At 40.7% G+C, this 17644-nt stretch carries 12 protein-coding genes and 4 pseudogenes; 6 read left to right on the forward strand and 10 right to left on the reverse strand.

The window, feature by feature from the left end:
* Nucleotides 1-57: 57 nt before the first annotated feature.
* Both ACRWSG_RS00095 and ACRWSG_RS00100 read right to left on the reverse strand, forming a co-directional pair.
* A pseudogene (locus ACRWSG_RS00095) lies at nt 58-1228 on the reverse strand (putative manganese transporter).
* A 71-nt stretch (nt 1229-1299) separates the two neighbouring features.
* Nucleotides 1300-2925 (reverse strand): M28 family peptidase, encoded by a 1626-nt coding sequence (locus tag ACRWSG_RS00100; RefSeq protein ID WP_462165300.1) that lies wholly within the window; start codon nt 2923-2925, stop codon nt 1300-1302.
* A gap of 110 nt (nt 2926-3035) precedes the next feature.
* Here ACRWSG_RS00100 and ACRWSG_RS00105 point away from each other — a divergent pair, with 110 nt between their 5' ends.
* The 3 genes and pseudogenes from ACRWSG_RS00105 to ACRWSG_RS00115 all read left to right on the forward strand — a co-directional run bounded on the left by ACRWSG_RS00105 (nt 3036) and on the right by ACRWSG_RS00115 (nt 5835).
* Nucleotides 3036-3848, forward strand: coding sequence for a DUF3025 domain-containing protein (locus ACRWSG_RS00105; RefSeq protein WP_462165301.1), 813 nt, complete (start codon nt 3036-3038; stop codon nt 3846-3848).
* Nucleotides 3845-4634, forward strand: a pseudogene (locus ACRWSG_RS00110) (ABC transporter ATP-binding protein). Before ACRWSG_RS00105 ends, ACRWSG_RS00110 begins: the two are co-directional and overlap by 4 nt.
* On the forward strand, nt 4627-5835 hold the full coding sequence (locus tag ACRWSG_RS00115) for an ABC transporter permease subunit (RefSeq protein WP_462165302.1): 1209 nt from the start codon (nt 4627-4629) through the stop codon (nt 5833-5835). Before ACRWSG_RS00110 ends, ACRWSG_RS00115 begins: the two are co-directional and overlap by 8 nt.
* Nucleotides 5836-5884: 49 nt before the next feature.
* Here ACRWSG_RS00115 and ACRWSG_RS00120 read toward each other — a convergent pair whose 3' ends face one another.
* From ACRWSG_RS00120 to ACRWSG_RS00145, 6 genes and pseudogenes are all read right to left on the reverse strand, one after another.
* A complete protein-coding gene (locus tag ACRWSG_RS00120; RefSeq protein ID WP_166340069.1) occupies nt 5885-6718 on the reverse strand; it encodes a UDP-2,3-diacylglucosamine diphosphatase in 834 nt (277 codons plus the stop codon).
* A 141-nt stretch (nt 6719-6859) separates the two neighbouring features.
* Nucleotides 6860-8583: pseudogene (locus tag ACRWSG_RS00125) on the reverse strand (proline--tRNA ligase).
* 113 nt (nt 8584-8696) lie between these two features.
* A complete protein-coding gene (gene tsaA, locus ACRWSG_RS00130) occupies nt 8697-9401 on the reverse strand; it encodes a tRNA (N6-threonylcarbamoyladenosine(37)-N6)-methyltransferase TrmO (protein WP_054553913.1) in 705 nt (234 codons plus the stop codon).
* Nucleotides 9402-9507: 106 nt separating this feature from the next.
* Complete coding sequence (locus ACRWSG_RS00135; RefSeq protein WP_462165303.1) at nt 9508-10080, reverse strand: outer membrane beta-barrel protein; 573 nt, start codon at nt 10078-10080, stop codon at nt 9508-9510.
* A 231-nt stretch (nt 10081-10311) separates the two neighbouring features.
* Complete coding sequence (locus tag ACRWSG_RS00140) at nt 10312-10776, reverse strand: acyl-CoA thioesterase (RefSeq protein ID WP_054561436.1); 465 nt, start codon at nt 10774-10776, stop codon at nt 10312-10314.
* 103 nt (nt 10777-10879) lie between these two features.
* Complete coding sequence (locus ACRWSG_RS00145) at nt 10880-12526, reverse strand: electron transfer flavoprotein-ubiquinone oxidoreductase (RefSeq protein WP_235376610.1); 1647 nt, start codon at nt 12524-12526, stop codon at nt 10880-10882.
* Nucleotides 12527-12719: 193 nt separating this feature from the next.
* Between ACRWSG_RS00145 and ACRWSG_RS00150 the strand changes: the two genes are divergently transcribed.
* A complete protein-coding gene (locus ACRWSG_RS00150; protein WP_063705098.1) occupies nt 12720-13469 on the forward strand; it encodes an electron transfer flavoprotein subunit beta/FixA family protein in 750 nt (249 codons plus the stop codon).
* The gene (locus tag ACRWSG_RS00155; RefSeq protein ID WP_055021813.1) at nt 13470-14396 is read left to right on the forward strand and encodes an electron transfer flavoprotein subunit alpha/FixB family protein; all 927 of its coding nucleotides are present in this window, start codon (nt 13470-13472) and stop codon (nt 14394-14396) included.
* A 69-nt stretch (nt 14397-14465) separates the two neighbouring features.
* Here the strand turns inward: ACRWSG_RS00155 and ACRWSG_RS00160 are convergent.
* Nucleotides 14466-15396: pseudogene (locus ACRWSG_RS00160) on the reverse strand (PstS family phosphate ABC transporter substrate-binding protein).
* A gap of 149 nt (nt 15397-15545) precedes the next feature.
* Nucleotides 15546-16943 carry an asparagine--tRNA ligase gene (gene asnS / locus ACRWSG_RS00165; RefSeq protein WP_187489573.1) on the reverse strand — a complete coding sequence of 466 codons (1398 nt, stop codon included), beginning with the start codon at nt 16941-16943 and terminating at the stop codon, nt 15546-15548.
* A gap of 259 nt (nt 16944-17202) precedes the next feature.
* On the opposite strand from asnS, the gene ACRWSG_RS00170 reads away from it, so the two are divergent.
* Entirely contained in the window at nt 17203-17637 is a 435-nt protein-coding gene (locus ACRWSG_RS00170) for an ATP-binding protein (RefSeq protein ID WP_054553905.1), read from the forward strand.
* Nucleotides 17638-17644: the final 7 nt, after the last annotated feature.

Raw genomic sequence — 17644 nt, forward strand, 5'->3', positions numbered from 1 at the left:
AGTAAGCATTAAAAAACCAGCCTCGGCTGGTTTTTTTAATTGTAAATTTTGTATTTGCTATTTACCGTAAAAATACAACCCATAACCGAGTATCAGCGCTGGAATTGTTGAATACACCGTCGCGATTAAGGCCGCTTTTGGCGCTAATGCGATAGCTGGGAATAGGGCATCGCCGTCATTTGAAATTGCATTGGCTGCCATCGCACTAAATGGAATAATACCTTGAATATAGAGTGTCATCACGACGATTTGTGGCCCGCAGCCGGGTAATAAGCCAATAGCCACAGCCACCAGCGGTGCAAGATAAGCATACTCAGAAAACCACGCTGTTAAATCAACACCAACTAGGTTAACGAGAATTTCAAACAGCATAAAACTGGCAACAACCCGTCGTAACAAAGTGCGTGTCCATTAACACTTTCGTGAGTTTTGAAGGTGGTGTGCAAGGTGCTTCTTCACTGGTTACTTGCTTATAACTGCTGCCTTTAGAAGACAGTGCCCACACAACCACGGTGAATAGTGCCATGATTGAGCCAAATACAGTAATGCCCTCATTAATACCACTGCCAAATACACTTAAGTCGGTATTGGTGGCGATAACAAAAGCAACAATCAAGCTCGGTACTAAAGCAAATTTCCATACTGGTCGGCTAAACTTTAACGCTTTTGGTTGGCATTGTGGCTGCTCGTTGTATTCGCTAGCCTCATCAGGCTGAAATTTATCTGGGCTATGAAATGTATTAACTAATTGACCACTAATAACGCCTACAGCAACACCTATTAACATCATTAATAAGCCATCAAGCGGACGGGTTGCTAACAGTAAAAAGGCGGCATCACCCATGGTTGCGGTTAAGACAGCAACAACAGAGCCAAAGCTAGCCTGCTTTTTAGTAAATTGGGTTACCACAATAATGGCACCCCCACAGCCAGGTAAAGCACCTAAAATTGAGGCAAAACTCACCTCTAGAATGCCTGATTTAGCGCGTAGATAGCTCAGCTGTAACTGAGGAAGTTTATCAATAAGGTAGTAATAGATTAATAAGGTGGCTGCAACAAATACAGATACTTGAAAAAAAGCATCACTTAGCGCTTGTAGGGTGAATTCTCGGCTTGCAGGTACCGCCAAAGAAATTAGTAATAAAAGGGGTAAAAATAAGCGTTTATTGTCCGTAATGTAACACCTCGCTTTGTTAGGAATAAACCTCGTTTGTGTTAGTGAGAGCATACAGTGCAACCTTAAAATTAATCAGGTTACACTGTAGTACGATTTTAAATGAAAATCAATCTCACTTGCATCTATTTGCGTTGGAACTCAGAAGTGGCATTCCAGGTCGGCCATTCTTTTCGTTCTGAGATATCAAAACCTACTTGATAGAATAACTGAAGGTCCTGAACGGCACCTGATAAATCCCATTCATCACGGTAACGGTCGCAAGGCTGATGATAACAACCACGAAGCACTAGGCTCATACGCTTACGGTAATTTGCCGTTTCTTCATCAAGGGCTTCACTACCACCACCGGCATACATTGCTGGTACACCCATGTTTGCAAATGCAAAGTGATCAGAGCGGTAGTAACCACCTGAAGACGGTTTAGGGTCGCCAGATACTGTACGGCCTTGCGCTTTTGCAGCTGTTTCTAGTAGGCTATCCATTTCAGATTTGCCAATACCAACAACACTGATGTCTTTTACTTTACCTAATAGGTTTAAGCTATCCATATTGATGTTTGCAACCGTTTGTGATGCTGGGATCATTGGATTTGCAGCATAATATTTCGAGCCAAGTAAACCTTGTTCTTCAGCAGTAACGGCTAAGAAAGTCATTGAACGGCTAGGGTGCTCAGGTAGGGTCGCGAATGCTTCAGCAACTTCGATTAAGCCAGCAGTACCCGTTGCATTATCGTGGGCGCCATTATAAATTTGGTCGCCTTTGCGGGTTTTATCAGTACCAAGGTGATCCCAGTGAGCTGAATAAATGATGTGCTCATCAGGCTTTTCGCTACCCGGTAACGTCGCGATAAAGTTATACGAAATTGATTTTTTAATTGTGTTATTTACTTCAACACTTGCAGTTAGGTCGCCCATATCAACATGGTAAGCGCCTTTTGCCGCATTCGCTTTCATGGTATCGAAATCTAAGCCTGCTTTTGTGAAAAGCTCTTTAGCAACATCAGTTGTTACCCAGCCTTCGACAGCAACACGGTCCATGTTGTTATTTTCTTTTTGGAAACCAAATTGCTCACCGCTCCAAGAGTTTTCAACAACTGACCATGGGTAAGAAGCCGGTGCTGTTTCGTGGATGATAATCGCACCTGCTGCACCTTGACGGCTTGCTTCTTCATATTTGTATGTCCAACGACCGTAATAGGTCATGGCATCGCCCGTGAATAAATCAGGGTTTTTCGTCGCAAAACCAGGATCGTTTACCAGCATAACAACGGTTTTGCCTTTAACATCTAGGCCTTCGTAGTCGTTCCAGTTGTACTCTGGTGCATTAACACCGTAACCAACGAATACTAATTCAGAATCTTTAATGCTTTGCTTAGCACTAATACGGCTACTACCCATTACCATATCTTTTTTGTATTGGTAATCTTTGCCGCCAATGGTAAGTACCATGTCTGAATCAGCTTCTAATGAAACAAGCGGTACTTCTTGTAAGAAGCTATCACCGTTACCCGGCTCAAAACCCAATGCTTTAAATTGGTCGGTTAAATAGGCAAGCGTTAGCTCTTCACCTTTCGATGAGGGTGCACGGCCACCGAACTCATCAGAGGCAAGCACTTTAATGTGCTCTGCTAGTTGCTCTGAGTTAATGCTTTGATAGGCTTTTTCGACATCACTTGATGTGATACTTGTTGAAGCACAGCCCGCAAGAATAGCACTTGCAAGGACTGTCATTGGAAAATAGCGTTTCATAATAGCTCTTTTTTTGTTTTATGGTGGCGTTAGTATATGAGGTTCTATTAATGAGAACCAGTTTTTACGGTAAACTACCCACAATACATCAATAAGTTAAAAAATAAGCAATGAAACGATTTACTGCTCCCGAGCAATGGTCAACGAAATACCTTACAACGGGTGCCTTTAGTGACCTAGCCACGCTATTTAATATTGATAAACTCTCAGATTGGCCATCTTGCCAGTGGTTTAATCAATATCTAAATGCGAAAACTACACAGGGCAAAGCCATAACCTTTGTTGAAGATGAAAAGTTTGCCGATGAAACCCGTTATTATGAGCAAATCATATTTGAAACAGGGCAAGTACCAACAAGACAACAAAATTGGCATGACCTTTTTGGTGGCTTTATTTGGTGTTTATTCCCAAAAACCAAAGCGCTGATTAATCATCAGCACATTGAAGAGATTAAACTACATGGTCTAAAAGAGCGTAGTAAACACCGAAACGCACTGACCTTATTTGATGAATGCGGTGTGGTGCTGGCAATTACTGAACAAAGCTGGCAGCAGCAATTACGCGACCACCAATGGCAGCAAGTCTTTGTAGAGCAGCGTGAACAGTGGGGTAAAAGCATTAGACCATTTATGTTTGGCCATGCTAACTACGAAATGCTCACACAGCCTTATATTGGTTTAACGGGGAAAGCATTATTTGTAATTGTTCCTGATGACATATTTTGTAAAGATTTAACCGAGCAATATGCGTATCTAGATCAACGTCTTTATGAGATGATTAAGCATGATGATTGTTTGCGTGATAATAAAAATTTATCACCCTTACCCTTGTTAGGCGTACCGGGATGGTGGACTGACAATGAAAATCCAGAATTTTACAGTAACACTGATTACTTTAGACCGAAACGAAGGAAACGCACATGATTGAAGTGGCAGGGCTTAAAAAGAAGTTTAAGCTAACAAAAGAATCATAAAAAAAATAAAACGGATAACGTAGACCCCCGTGAAGATAAAGAGTTTTTTCATTCTGTAAGAGACGTCAGCTTTCAATGTAACAAAGGTGAAGTACTCGGTTTACTCGGCCCAAATGGTGCCGGTAAAACAACCACCCTTAGAATGATTTCAACAGCCTTAAAACCAGATGAAGGCAGCATTACCATCTCTGGTCACGATATCGTTAAAAAGCCATTAGTTGGCCGCAAATCAATTGGATTTCTGTCAGGTAGTACTGGCTTATATGGGCGTTTAACAGTTAAAGAAAACGTTGAATACTTTGCCCGTTTACATGGCATGAGTAAAAAAGCGGTCGCCGCTCGTTGTGATGAGCTATTCACCTTACTTGATATGCACAGCTTTATTGATAAACGCGCCGAAAACCTTTCAACAGGTATGAAGCAAAAAGCCAATATTGCCCGTGCTGTTGTTCATCATCCTGATGTGGTTATTCTTGATGAGCCGACAACTGGTTTAGATATTATGACTACGCAAACCGTCATTAACTTTATTCGCGGCCTTAAAGAGCAGGGCACGCCAGTTATTTTCTCAACGCACCATTTAGATGAAGTTGCCTTACTTTGTGACCGTGTTGCGGTGATAAACCAAGGAATTAGTTGCTTTGATGGCACCTTAGATGGGTTTAAACAAGCAGGTCAAAGTGAAGAATTAAACCAAGCGTTTATGAATATTTTAACGGAGAGCCGTAATGTTTGAAGTATTTAAAAAGGAGTTAAAAGAGCTGTTACGTGACCGTAAAACATTGATATTTGTTGTTGCATTACCGGTTGCTATCTTTCCATTATTATTTGCTGTTATGGCATTTATTAGTTCACAAGCGGCGTTAGAGGCAGAACAAGAGGTGCATACTTACGCCATTATCAATGGTAACTATGCGCAAGAGTTTACAGATAAGGTGTTTTACCATAAAAGCTTTGCTTTATATAAAGGTGATGAAACCTTTAATACAGTAGAAGATCTTACTAAAGCGGTTAAAGCGGGCACCATTGACATGGGTATCTATTTACCTTCGGACGCTAAGCAAACGTTAGATGATGCAAAGCAAAGTGAATGGCAAGTTGTGTATAACGATGCAAAAGCAATCAACTTCCTATTTGATCGTGTTAAAGAACTGGCAAAAGAATATGGCGATAAACTGCGCACGACAAAGCTATTAAGTTTTGGTGTTTCAGAGCAGCAGCAAGCCGCTATTATCGAGCCTATTAAAGTGGTGAAGGTCGACACTGCAGATAAACGTGAAAATCTGGGTGAGAAAATTGGTGGGTTTATTCCTTATCTACTTATTCCTCTGGTATTGATGGGCGCAACGTATCCGGCGATTGATTTAGGTGCTGGTGAAAAAGAGCGCGGTACGCTCGAAACCCTTCTACTTACACCAATCACCCGTACACAGCTGGTGTTAGGTAAGTTTGTAACCTTACTTGCTTCTTCTATTGCAACAACCACCATTACCGTACTCAGTATGGGGGTGTGGATATCAGTGGCCATTGCATTTGTAGATTTAGCCGTTGTTAAAAACGCATTTAGCTCTTTAACTGTATTAGATTTAGGGCTGATTTTTGTGCTGTTATTACCTATAGCTGCAATATTCTCATCATTAGCGTTAGCCATTTCTATCTATGCGCGAACCTTTAAAGAAGCACAAAACTACATGGCACCACTTAGCATGGGTGTAATTTTTCCAATTATGGTTGCCTTAATGCCTAATGTTGAGCTTACGAGCAAAACAGCATTTATTCCTGTGACAAATGTAGCTCTGGCAATCAAAGAAATCATTAAAGGTACAGTTGATTACACACTCGTGGGTTTAATTTTCTTAGCGACAGTCATTGTGGCAGGTGTATTACTTGCGTTTTGTGTTAAATGGTTCAATAAAGAAGATGTACTATTTAGATAGTAAATTACAATAAATTTAAGCCCCGAGTAGGGGCTTTTTACGTTTAGGTCTAGGCTGCATCTTGGTTTTTATCATAAGCAGTCTTTGGTGTAAGTTTGCTAATGTCTGCCGAGTGAATCACTTTTTTAGTTTCACTCCAGTGCAATAACTCTATACGCCCAGAGCTGTTCTCTACTAATGCAGTGCAGTTTTCAATCCAGTCGCCATCATTGCAATATAAAATTCCATCAACCACTTTAACAGCTGGGTGATGAATGTGCCCGCAAATGATGCCATCGACGGCTTGTTTTTTTGCTTCGTGGATGGCCGCTTTTTCAAATGCATCAATAGCTTCACGTGCTTTATGCACGCGTGCTTTGATCCAGGAGGCCAATGACCAATAATTACCGCCAAATAAACGCCGAATGCGATTAGTCCAGCGATTTAAAAATAGTAATAAATCGTATCCTGCATCGCCCGCAATACTGATTAATTTGTTGTAGCGCGTTGCTGAGTCAAAATCGTCACCATGTAACAGTAAAAACCGTTTTTTGGCTTTTGTGGTATGGATATATTGCTTGTGTACTTCGATACCGAATAATGAATCATTGGCATAATGGCGAAAGGTTTCGTCGTGGTTACCCGGTATATAGATAACTCGAGTGCCATCTTTTGCTTTTTGTTGAATAAGCGCAAGCACATCATAATGACTAGGATGCCAAAAAAACTGTCGTTTCATTGACCATAAATCAACAATATCACCGACCAAATACAGAACATCGCATTCAATGGCATTTAAAAAATCTAGTAAATACTGCGCTTGGCAGTCTTTATAACCTAAGTGAACGTCGGAAATCCAAACGGCAGGATAGTGGGTTTTACTACTGCAAGTGGTGTTATTCATGGCATTTACTCATGGTGTAATAAAGTAAATGCTAGGCAGAATCAATGACAGTTAAAAGACGCTTTAGCGAAACATCTATGACAATTAATAAAACAAAAAAACCGCCGAAGCGGTTTTTTAAATTTTGTTGAGAAGACTTAATTAGCCTTTAACAAGTGCGGCAATTTCAGAAGCGGCACTATCTAAATCAAGCATTAGCTTTTCGCCAGTACGACGGTTTTTAAGCTCAACCTTGTTTTCATCAAGGTTACGCTCACCAATTACTAATGTGAAAGGCACACCTAGTAATTCCATATCGTTAAACATAACACCTGGGCGCTCTTTACGGTCATCAAACAACACATCTAAACCGGCATCTTTCAAGCCTTTGTAAAGGTTATCAGCAATATCAGGAATACGATGAGACTTGTGCATGTTCATTGGCACAATCGCTAAATCAAATGGTGCGATAGGTTGCGTCATTTAATACCGTATTGGTCATTGTTTTGCTCAATAGCGGCAGCTACGATACGTGATACACCAATACCGTAACAACCCATTGTCATTACTTGGTTTTTACCTGTTTCACTTAATACGCCAGCTTTCATTGCTTCTGAGTATTTAGTACCAAGTTGGAAAATATGACCTACTTCAATGCCACGTTTGATTTGCAGTGAACCTTGACCACATGGGCTTGGGTCGCCTTCAACGATATTACGGATATCAGCCACTTCGTAGTTTTCTACATCGCGATCCCAGTTGATACCGCTGAAATGTTCACCATCTTTATTAGCACCTGCTACAAAGTCAGCCAAAACGTTAGCTGTGCGATCAACAATAATTGGCATTGATAGACCAACAGGGCCTAATGAACCTGGTTTTGCGCCAATAGCAGCAACGATGTCTTCTTCTTTCGCCATTTCTAGCGGTGAGTCTACAAGTGGATGCTTCTCAGCTTTTAACTCGTTTAATTCATGGTCGCCACGTAATACAAGAGCAACTAAACCACGTTGTTCGTTTTCATCTGGTGCGCCATACACGATTAATGTTTTCACGCCGCGATGAGGTTTAACACCATAGTGCTCTTTAAGCTCAGCAATTGATTTTGCATCAGGCGTTGGGAACGCTTTTAACTCTTTACTTGCTGCTGGGCGCTCTTCAGTCGGTGCCAGTGCTTCTGCTTTTTCGATATTTGCAGCGTAATCACTTGCATCACTAAATGCGATTGCATCTTCGCCTGATTCGGCAAGTACATGAAACTCGTGTGAAACGCTACCACCGATAGAGCCGGTATCCGCGATAACAGGGCGGTAATCAAGACCAAGGCGCTCGAAGATGTTGCAGTATGCTTTGTGCATTACTTGGTATGTTTTCTCTAAACACTCATCACTTAAGTGAAAAGAGTACGCATCTTTCATGGTAAATTCACGGGCACGCATTACACCAAAACGAGGGCGAACTTCGTCACGAACTTTTGTTTGTACTTGGTAAAGAGTAAGCGGTAATTGCTTATAAGAGCTCACTTCTTTACGTACAAAATCTGTGATCACTTCTTCGTGTGTTGGGCCAAGTGCAAATGGGCGGTTGTGACGGTCATTAATACGCAGTAATTCAGGGCCGAATTGCTCCCAACGACCAGACTCTTCCCAAAGATCAGCTGGTTGGATAATAGGCATTAACATTTCGATAGCGCCTGCTTTATCCATTTCTTCACGTACGATGTTTTCTACTTTTTTAAGTACGCGTAGACCAGAGGGCAACCATGTATACAAACCCGACGCAACGCGGCGGATCATGCCTGCTCGTAGCATTAATTGATGAGAAACAATTTCTGCATCAGACGGAGTTTCTTTAAGTGTTGCGAGTATATATTGACTGGTACGCATCTCTATTCCAAGTAGTGTTAAAATTATTATCGTTTACTCAAGACGTTTGAGTAATAACAAGGCGCTAAGTTTACCAGTGGAAGCACTGACACTAAAGCGCTATATGCTAAAAACTAGCATTTTTCAATGCTGGTCACTGTATTATGATTGTCCTGAACATGCCACCTAATATTAAAATCATATAAGGTCATGCCGTAGCTTTGTTCTGAGTCACGTTGCTTTTTATAAGCTGGGCGAGGATCTTGCTTTAATACATTGCTTATAAACGCTTTTAATTCAGGTTGCTCAGTTTGCTTTGCAATAAACGCAAGTGCTTCTTCACTAAACTCAACGCTCATATCGGTTTCTGGTCGGGTATCGGCAAAGCCTGCGGTGGCATCGGTCATTGCGTCTGAGTAGGGCAAATATGGCTTAATGTCTAAAATAGGTGTGCCGTCGAGTAAATCGATTCCTGAAAGCAATAAGCTTAACTGACCATTTTTATACTCGATACCCTCTAATTTTACGGCACTCATGCCAATTGCATTTGGGCGAAAGGTTGCACGTGTTGCAAATACACCTTTACGTTCATTACCGCCTAGGCGAGGGGGTCTCACCATTGCTGAGTAACCTTTATCTGCGGTTTCATGAAATCTAAATAACAGCCAAATATGGCTAAATTCATCGAGGCCGCGTACAAACTCTTCACGATTAAAATCGCTGCTGAATACCAGCTTTGCTTTAGCTTCAGGAACCAAACGAGGTTGGCGAGGTATGGCAAACTTTTGTTTATAAGGAGATTGAATATGGCCGACGGCAGTTAATTGGTATTCGCTCATTGTGCATTGTCGTTAAGAAAATCTGCCGACATTTTACATGCATTACATGCAAACACAAAAAAGGCAGTCGAGACTGCCTTTTAATATTTAGACTACGCAGTCTAAATTAAAACATGTATTGGAATGATACAGACGCAACGTCCATATCTGGGTCAATATCATCTTCTAATTTATAGCGCTCATACTCTAAACGTACTTGCATGTTTGTTGTGAAAGCATACTCTACACCTGCACCATAAAATACATCACCGCCATCAGAGTCAGCACTGATGCTGCCAAGCTCGCCTAGGTCTTGCTCAATTTCAGCATCCCACTCTAGCCAACCACCTTTGGCATAAACAGAAAAGCTATCTGTAATTGGGGCTGCTAAGCGTGCTGCTAGTGAAACACCGTCAATTTCAGCTTTAGAATCGATATCGCTTACTTCATCAAAATTTTGATAAGCAAGTTCAAGGCTTAAGTACTTGTTAAACTGAGTACCAATATAGCCTTTTAGCATTTGTGAATCGTCATCGAAGTCAGTGTCATTTTCACTGTCTTCAAACTCAAAAGAATATTGGTCGTAGCCGATACCGGTATAAATACGCGGAGAATCCATTTCGGTAATATCTGCATGTGCAGCATTATTAAAACCTAGTAGTGCTAAAGAAAGTGCAGAAAGTGAAATTGCTTTAATCATTTAATAGCTCCTTTATAAAATAAATAAACGAATGTTTCGCGTCATTCACAAGGAGTATTGCAATGGCAATGCCAAGCTGAAAATAAAGCCTAAAGTATTGTTTTTAGGCTTCATTAAGTGGTTTTTTAAACAGTTTGTTGAAACTGTAATCAGGCATTCAGTTTGGCAGTCGTAACAATTTCAGGGTGCTCTGTAGAAGTTACTAGGTGCAGTTTTTAAATCGATTTAGTTTTATGCTTTTTGTAATAGGGTTTCTGTTTCTATCGCGATCTCTTTCATTTTAATCGCATAGTTTTCAATTTTCTTTTCTTCGTCTGTCACAGCTGTATATGAAGGTACTTCAATTGGGTAGCCTGCTTCATCCATTGCAATAAAACTTATAACACAATGATTGGTTTCAACTAGATTTTGTGTTTTAGGGTCGCCACAGCGTACTTGAATAAAGATTTGCATGCTGGTTTTACCCGTGTGGGCGATACTGGCTTTCACTTCGACTATTTGGCCAACCAGAATAGGGCGCTGAAACTTTACACCCGCAACTGAGACAGTTACGCAGTAATGACCGCTCCAACCTGCAGCACAGGCGTAACCAGCTTGGTCAATCCACTTCATTACCACACCACCATGAACCTTACCGCCAAAATTGACATCAGTAGGTTCAGCTAAAAAACGAAAGGTTACACTTGAAGACGGCATACTTTACTCACTTTTATAAAACACGACACTTTCAGCATAGCCTAAAAAAGGGGCCGAAGCCCCTGCAATTTAGGATAAATTTTAATTAAATGAGTAACGTGCGTTACATATTAGGGTAGTTTGGCCCGCCTGCTCCTTCAGGTGTTACCCAAGTAATGTTTTGACTTGGATCTTTTATGTCGCAGGTTTTACAGTGCACACAATTTTGTGAGTTGATCACAAACTCTTTTTCACCTTCAACCTCTTGTACTTCGTAAACACCCGCAGGGCAGTAGCGTTGTGCTGGTTCATCGAATTTAGGTAAATTCACTGTAATAGGAATCGAGTTATCTTTTAACTTTAAATGGCATGGCTGCGATTCTTCATGATTGGTATTTGATAAAAACACCGATGAAAGTTTATCGAAGCTAAGTTTGCCGTCTGCTTTCGGGTAATCGATTTTTTCGGCCTGATCAGCTGCAACTAATGTGGCATGATCTGGCATGTTATCTTCAAAGTTAAACGGTAAGCTGCCACCAAATAGGTTTTGATCGATTGTGTTATAAGCACCGCCTAAGAACTTACCCAGTTTGTGCATAACAGGGCCAAAGTTACGTGATTGATAAAGCTCTTTGTACGCCCAGCTTTGTTCAAAAGCTGATTTATATTCTACTAAATCGTCATTTTCTTTACCGTCGCTAAGGGCTGCAACGATTACATCAGCGGCAACCATGCCCGATTTCATGGCTGTGTGGTTACCTTTAATCTTGGCAAAGTTCAATGTGCCGGCATCACAACCCACAAGTAAACCACCCGGGAAGTGCATTTTCGGTAATGAACGCAGGCCACCTTTGGCGATTGCTCTTGCACCATAGGCTATACGTTCTCCGCCTTCTAAAACATCTTTAAAGACAGGGTGATGTTTCATGCGTTGGAATTCATCAAACGGGCTTAAATGTGGGTTTGAATAATTAAGATCGACAATTAAGCCAACCACAACCTGATTGTTGTCGCTGTGATACATAAATGCACCACCACTGGTATCACCAGTTAGCGGCCAGCCTGTGCCATGTACTACTGTGCCTTCTTTGTGTTTTTTCGGGTCGATTTGCCAAATTTCTTTGAATCCTAAACCGTAATGCTGTGGTGATGCATCTTTATCAAGGGCAAAGTGTTTGATTAGCTCTTTACCTAAATGACCGCGGCAACCTTCAGCAAATACTGTATATTTAGCTCTAAGCTCCATACCCGGCATGTAACCATCTTTTTCGTTGCCGTCTTTATCAAGGCCCATATCGCCAGTGATAATGCCTTTCACAGTTTCGTCTTCAATAATCAAAGAATGCGCACTAAAGCCAGGGAATATTTCTACCCCTAAGTTTTCCGCTTGCTCTGCTAAAAAGCGACATACATTACCCATAGAGACAATATAATTGCCTTCGTTATGGAATGTTTTAGGGCTAGCAAAGTGGGGGATGCTGGTGGCTTTTTCACTGTTATTGAACCAGTAAATATCATCTTGCGTTACTTTAGTGGTAACTGGAGCGCCTAATGACTGCCAATCAGGTAATAATTCATCCAGTGCTTTGGTTTCAAAAACCGCACCCGATAAAATGTGTGCGCCCACCTCAGAGCCTTTTTCTACCACACAGATCATTAATTCTTGTTGTTTTTCTTGTGCTTGTTGAGCCAATCTAATCGCAGTTGATAAACCTGCTGGGCCTGCGCCTACGATGACTACATCAAATTCCATGGTTTCGCGTTCGACCATATAAACCTCTTCTCGGTGACGGACCTGCTGTAAAGAACCTTATTTCATACTTGCAAATGAAACGTTACAGGCTGTGAATACTTTAAGGTTATTTTAGGTTGACGTTTACGTCAACAGGAAGTAGTCTGAATTCATAAAATAAATAAGTTGACGTTTAGGTCAACTTTGAGAACACACAATTGATGGAGTCACGATGAAAGTCCTCGTTCCAATTAAAAGAGTAATTGACTACAACGTCAAAGCACGCGTTAAAGCCGATAAAACGGATGTTGATCTAGCTAATGTAAAAATGGCGATGAACCCGTTTTGTGAAATTGCAATTGAAGAAGCTATTCGTTTAAAAGAAGCAGGGACGGCCACTGAGGTTGTTGCTGTGACTATTGGTAATAAATCATCTCAAGAGCAGTTACGTACGGCCTTAGCACTCGGTGCTGATAAAGCCATTCATATTGAAACAGAAGAAAAGCTTGAATCTTTACATGTAGCTAAATTACTGAGCAAAATTGTAGAGCAAGAATCACCTGAGCTGGTTATTTTAGGTAAGCAATCGATTGACTCTGACAACAATCAAACCGGTCAAATGCTTGCAGCTTTAACGGGTCGTGGCCAAGGCACCTTTGCATCTAAAGTCGATGTTCAAGCGGGTACCGTTAATGTAACGCGTGAAGTAGACGGTGGCTTACAAACAGTTGCTCTTAAACTACCTGCTATCGTAACCACAGACTTACGTTTAAATGAGCCACGCTACGCTTCATTGCCAAACATTATGAAGGCAAAACGCAAGCCTCTTGATGTAATTGCTGCTGACAGCCTAGGTGTAGACCTTGCGCCTCGCGTGCAGCTGGTAGAAGTCAATGAGCCAGAAAAGCGCAGTGGCGGCATCATCGTAGAAGATGTAGCAACATTGGTAGAAAAGTTAAAAACAGAAGCGAAGGTGATCTAAATGAAAACATTAGTGATAGCCGAACACGATAAAGGTGTTCTAAAGCCTGAAACCAATAAAACGATTACTGCTGCTGTTAAACTAGGCTTTGATGTAGATTTACTACTTGCAGGCGAAAACTTAGCTGCAATGAGCGAGCAAGCAGCGTCAATTGCAGGTGTTAGCAATGTACTGATTGCCGATGATGCAGCTTATGCAAATCAACTTGCAGAAAACCTAGCTGATCTAGTTTTATCTTTAGCAGATAACTATTCACACATTGTCGCAAGCGCAACAACAACGGGTAAAAACTTTATGCCACGTGTTGCTGCACTTTTAGATGTTGCGCAAATCTCTGAAATCATCGACGTTATTGATGCAGATACCTTTAAGCGACCTATTTATGCAGGTAATGCAATTGCGACAGTTAAATCATTAGATAGCAAAAAGGTTATTACTGTTCGTGCAAGTAGCTTTGATATTGCACAAGAGCAAGCGCCAGTAGCTGTAACGAGTGTTACTGGTAAAGGTTCTGTTGGTCTGAGTGAGTTTGTATCAGAAGAACAAACTGAATCAGAACGCCCTGAACTTACTGCAGCACCTGTAGTTATTTCAGGTGGTCGTGGTATGCAAAATGGTGAAAACTTTGCGTTATTAAATGGTATTGCCGACAAACTAGGTGCAGCGATTGGTGCTTCACGTGCTGCTGTTGATGCGGGCTTTGTACCAAACGATATGCAAGTCGGTCAAACAGGTAAAATTGTTGCCCCAGATTTATATATTGCTGTGGGTATTAGTGGTGCGATTCAACACTTAGCGGGTATGAAAGACTCAAAAGTGATTGTTGCCATCAATAAAGACCCTGATGCGCCAATTTTCCAAGTCGCAGACTATGGTTTAGTTGCTGATTTATTTGATGTGTTACCAGAGCTTGAAAGCGCTCTGTAATTCATAACGATTCTGGTTGTTAAAAGCTGTTCACCTTTTAGGTGCGCAGCTTTTTTTATATTTACGAAGCTATTTTACTGGAAGGTAGCCAATATCGAGCATTTTTTGTTGTATCTTTTTTGACTTTATAAATACAGCTAATTTGTCACCTATTTTCTTTGAACGCGGTGATTGTGTATTAACTATCAATACCAATGGGCGAACAAAAGCGTATTCTCCACTTTGAATTGTTTCGATAGACGGGCTAACGCCATCAATTGCTAATAAACTCACTTTATTTATTCTTCTATCGTTTTCAAGCTTTGTTATTGCTCCATATGAATCATAAGCAATAGCATTTTGTATTCGTTGCACAATTCCCAGCGCTTGATTAAATTGATCGTATAATTCAACTTTTTGTTCAGAAAATAGGCCTCTATTTCCAGCATTTTTTAGGCGAATAAAATTACTGTCTGGTTCTTTGATGTAATCAAGCTGTAAATACTCTAAAAACACATCAAAACTGCCGTGCGTTGTGCCTTTGCTGAAAAGCAAAATCTCATCATTTTTACTACTAAGTTTCGGAGTATGCGGAGAAACATCTGACCACTTAGTGAGCTTACCCTGATATATAGCACTGAGTGTACTAGTTGATAACTCATCGATATTGAGGTTTTTATTTACAAAAAAAGTGATCGCATCTTGTGCTAAAACAATTTGCCGTAAAAAAGGACCATCTTTGCTGTTCATCTTTGGTGAGGTATCGGGAGCTTGTGCCAATATCGATGACATTATCTGCAATTGCGATAATTCCTTTATCGCTACCCATAGGTCTTATTTGTATGCTATTACCAAATTCTTGACTTAATTCGCTCTTAAGATCTATTAATAATGCAGAAACAGAAGTGGAACCAGCAATAAAAATAGGCTTTGCGTTTAAGTCTTCTTCTAGTGCCGTGACTTTGCATGCGATTAATGATGAGGTTACTAGTAAAATGGTCTGAATAGCGCGAAAGTGCATAATAAAATGAGCTCTTAATTATTAGACTACTTTCAATATAGGCTATTTATATATGTTTGCTAAATCTCTACCAGATTTTTTATATATTATAGTGTGTTAGCATTAAAAAAGCCGCTCGAAAGCGGCTTTTAAATTTATAGCGTTGCTTATTAGTAAGTCGCGCTGCCTTTTGTACGAGGGAAGGCGATAACGTCACGTACGTTACCCATACCGGTTACATATGCAACTAAACGCTCAAAACCTAGACCAAAACCTGAGTGCGGTACAGTGCCGTATTTACGTAGGTCGCGGTACCAGCTGTAATCTTCTTTGTTTAAGCCCATTTCTTCTAGACGCTTATCTAATACATCTAGACGCTCTTCACGTTGAGAACCACCGATGATTTCACCAATACCTGGTGCAACTACGTCCATTGCAGCGACTGTTTTACCGTCTTCGTTTTGACGCATGTAGAAGGCTTTAATATCACGCGGGTAGTTTTTAATAACTACTGGCGCATTAAAGTGCTCTTCAGCAAGGTAACGTTCGTGCTCAGATTGTAAATCTACACCCCATTCAACAGGGTATTCGAATTTCTTGCCACACGCTTTTAAGATTTCGATAGCATCTGTGTAATCAACTTGTGCGAAATCTTTAGTTACGAACTCTTCTAAGCGTGAGATAGCTGTTTTCTCAACACGTTGTTCAAAGAATTCCATATCGTCACGACGCTCAGTTAATACTGCATTGAAAACATATTTCAGCATGTCTTCAGCAAGTTTTGCGATATCTTCTAAATCTGCGAATGCAACTTCAGGTTCAACCATCCAAAACTCTGCTAAGTGACGAGATGTGTTTGAGTTCTCAGCACGGAAAGTAGGGCCAAAGGTATAGATTTTTGACATTGCTGAGGCATATGTCTCACCATTTAATTGACCAGATACTGTTAAGAATGCTTCTTTACCGAAGAAATCTTCACTGTAATCAATGTCGCCTTTATCAGTACGTGGTAAGTTTTGCATATCTAAAGTAGACACACGGAACATTTCACCGGCGCCTTCACAGTCACTAGCAGTGATGATCGGTGTGCTGATCCAATAGTAGCCTTGCTCGTGATAAAAACGGTGAATCGCTTGTGCTAAACAGTTACGTACACGTGTCACTGCACCCATGATGTTAGTACGAGGGCGAAGGTGTGCGTGCTCACGTAAATATTCAATGCTATGACGCTTCGCAGACATAGGGTAGGTGTCTGGATTCTCAACCCAACCTAATACTTCTACAGAGTTAGCTTGGATTTCGAAAGACTGACCTTGACCTGCAGATGGCACAAGAACGCCGGTTACAGATACAGAACAACCTGCAGTTAAACGTGTTACTTCATCATAATTATTGAGTGAATTAGGTACCACCGCTTGAATAGGATCAAAACACGAACCGTCATGAACGGCTAAAAATGAAATTCCTGCTTTTGAATCGCGGCGTGTACGGATCCAGCCTTTTACTGTTACTTGGCTGTCTACCGCAACCTTGCCTTTTAATAGCTCTGAAATCGCTAAATGGCTCATCTTCACTCCAATGATATAAGTTGCCTAATATAATAATGCTGTGCATTGCACTTGAATCGACTATCTTACCCTCGTAAATCAAATAAAAAAACTATTGAGGCGTACTCTTTAGTAGTTTTTCTTCAATTGAGTAAAATAGCAGCAATATTTTGCGTAAAATTTGCGTTTATTTAAATTCTCGCTGCGCTAATTGGTTATTTTGTGGCATTATTAACAATTACTGTCCTTTAGTCTTTAATTAAATTGTATAACAGGTGCTATGAAACAAGTTTTTATTCTTCGCGGCTTACCAGGCTCAGGTAAATCATATTACGCACAAAGCCTTGCTGATGAGTTGGTAGCTGGTAATGAAAGTGATTATGTCGTGTGCGCAACAGATGATTATTTTTACAATAGCGAAGGTGAGTATCAATTTGATAAGTACAAGTTACCTGAGTATCACAATCTAAACCTTGCACGCTTTATTAATGCCTTAGCAGAAGAAATTCCGTTAGTAATTGTTGATAACACTAATATTAAAAAATGGGAATTTATCGCCTACGCACAAGCGGCTACTGCACTGGGTTATCAAGTAAAAGAAGTGATCGTTGGTGAAATTAAAGATAAATCATTACAGCATCTTTACGCTAAGCGCTGTGAACATAAAGTACCGCTTCGCATGATAAGTAAAATGGCTTATATGTTTGAATGGTAAAGTTTAA

Source organism: Pseudoalteromonas sp. GB43 (assembly GCF_054923805.1).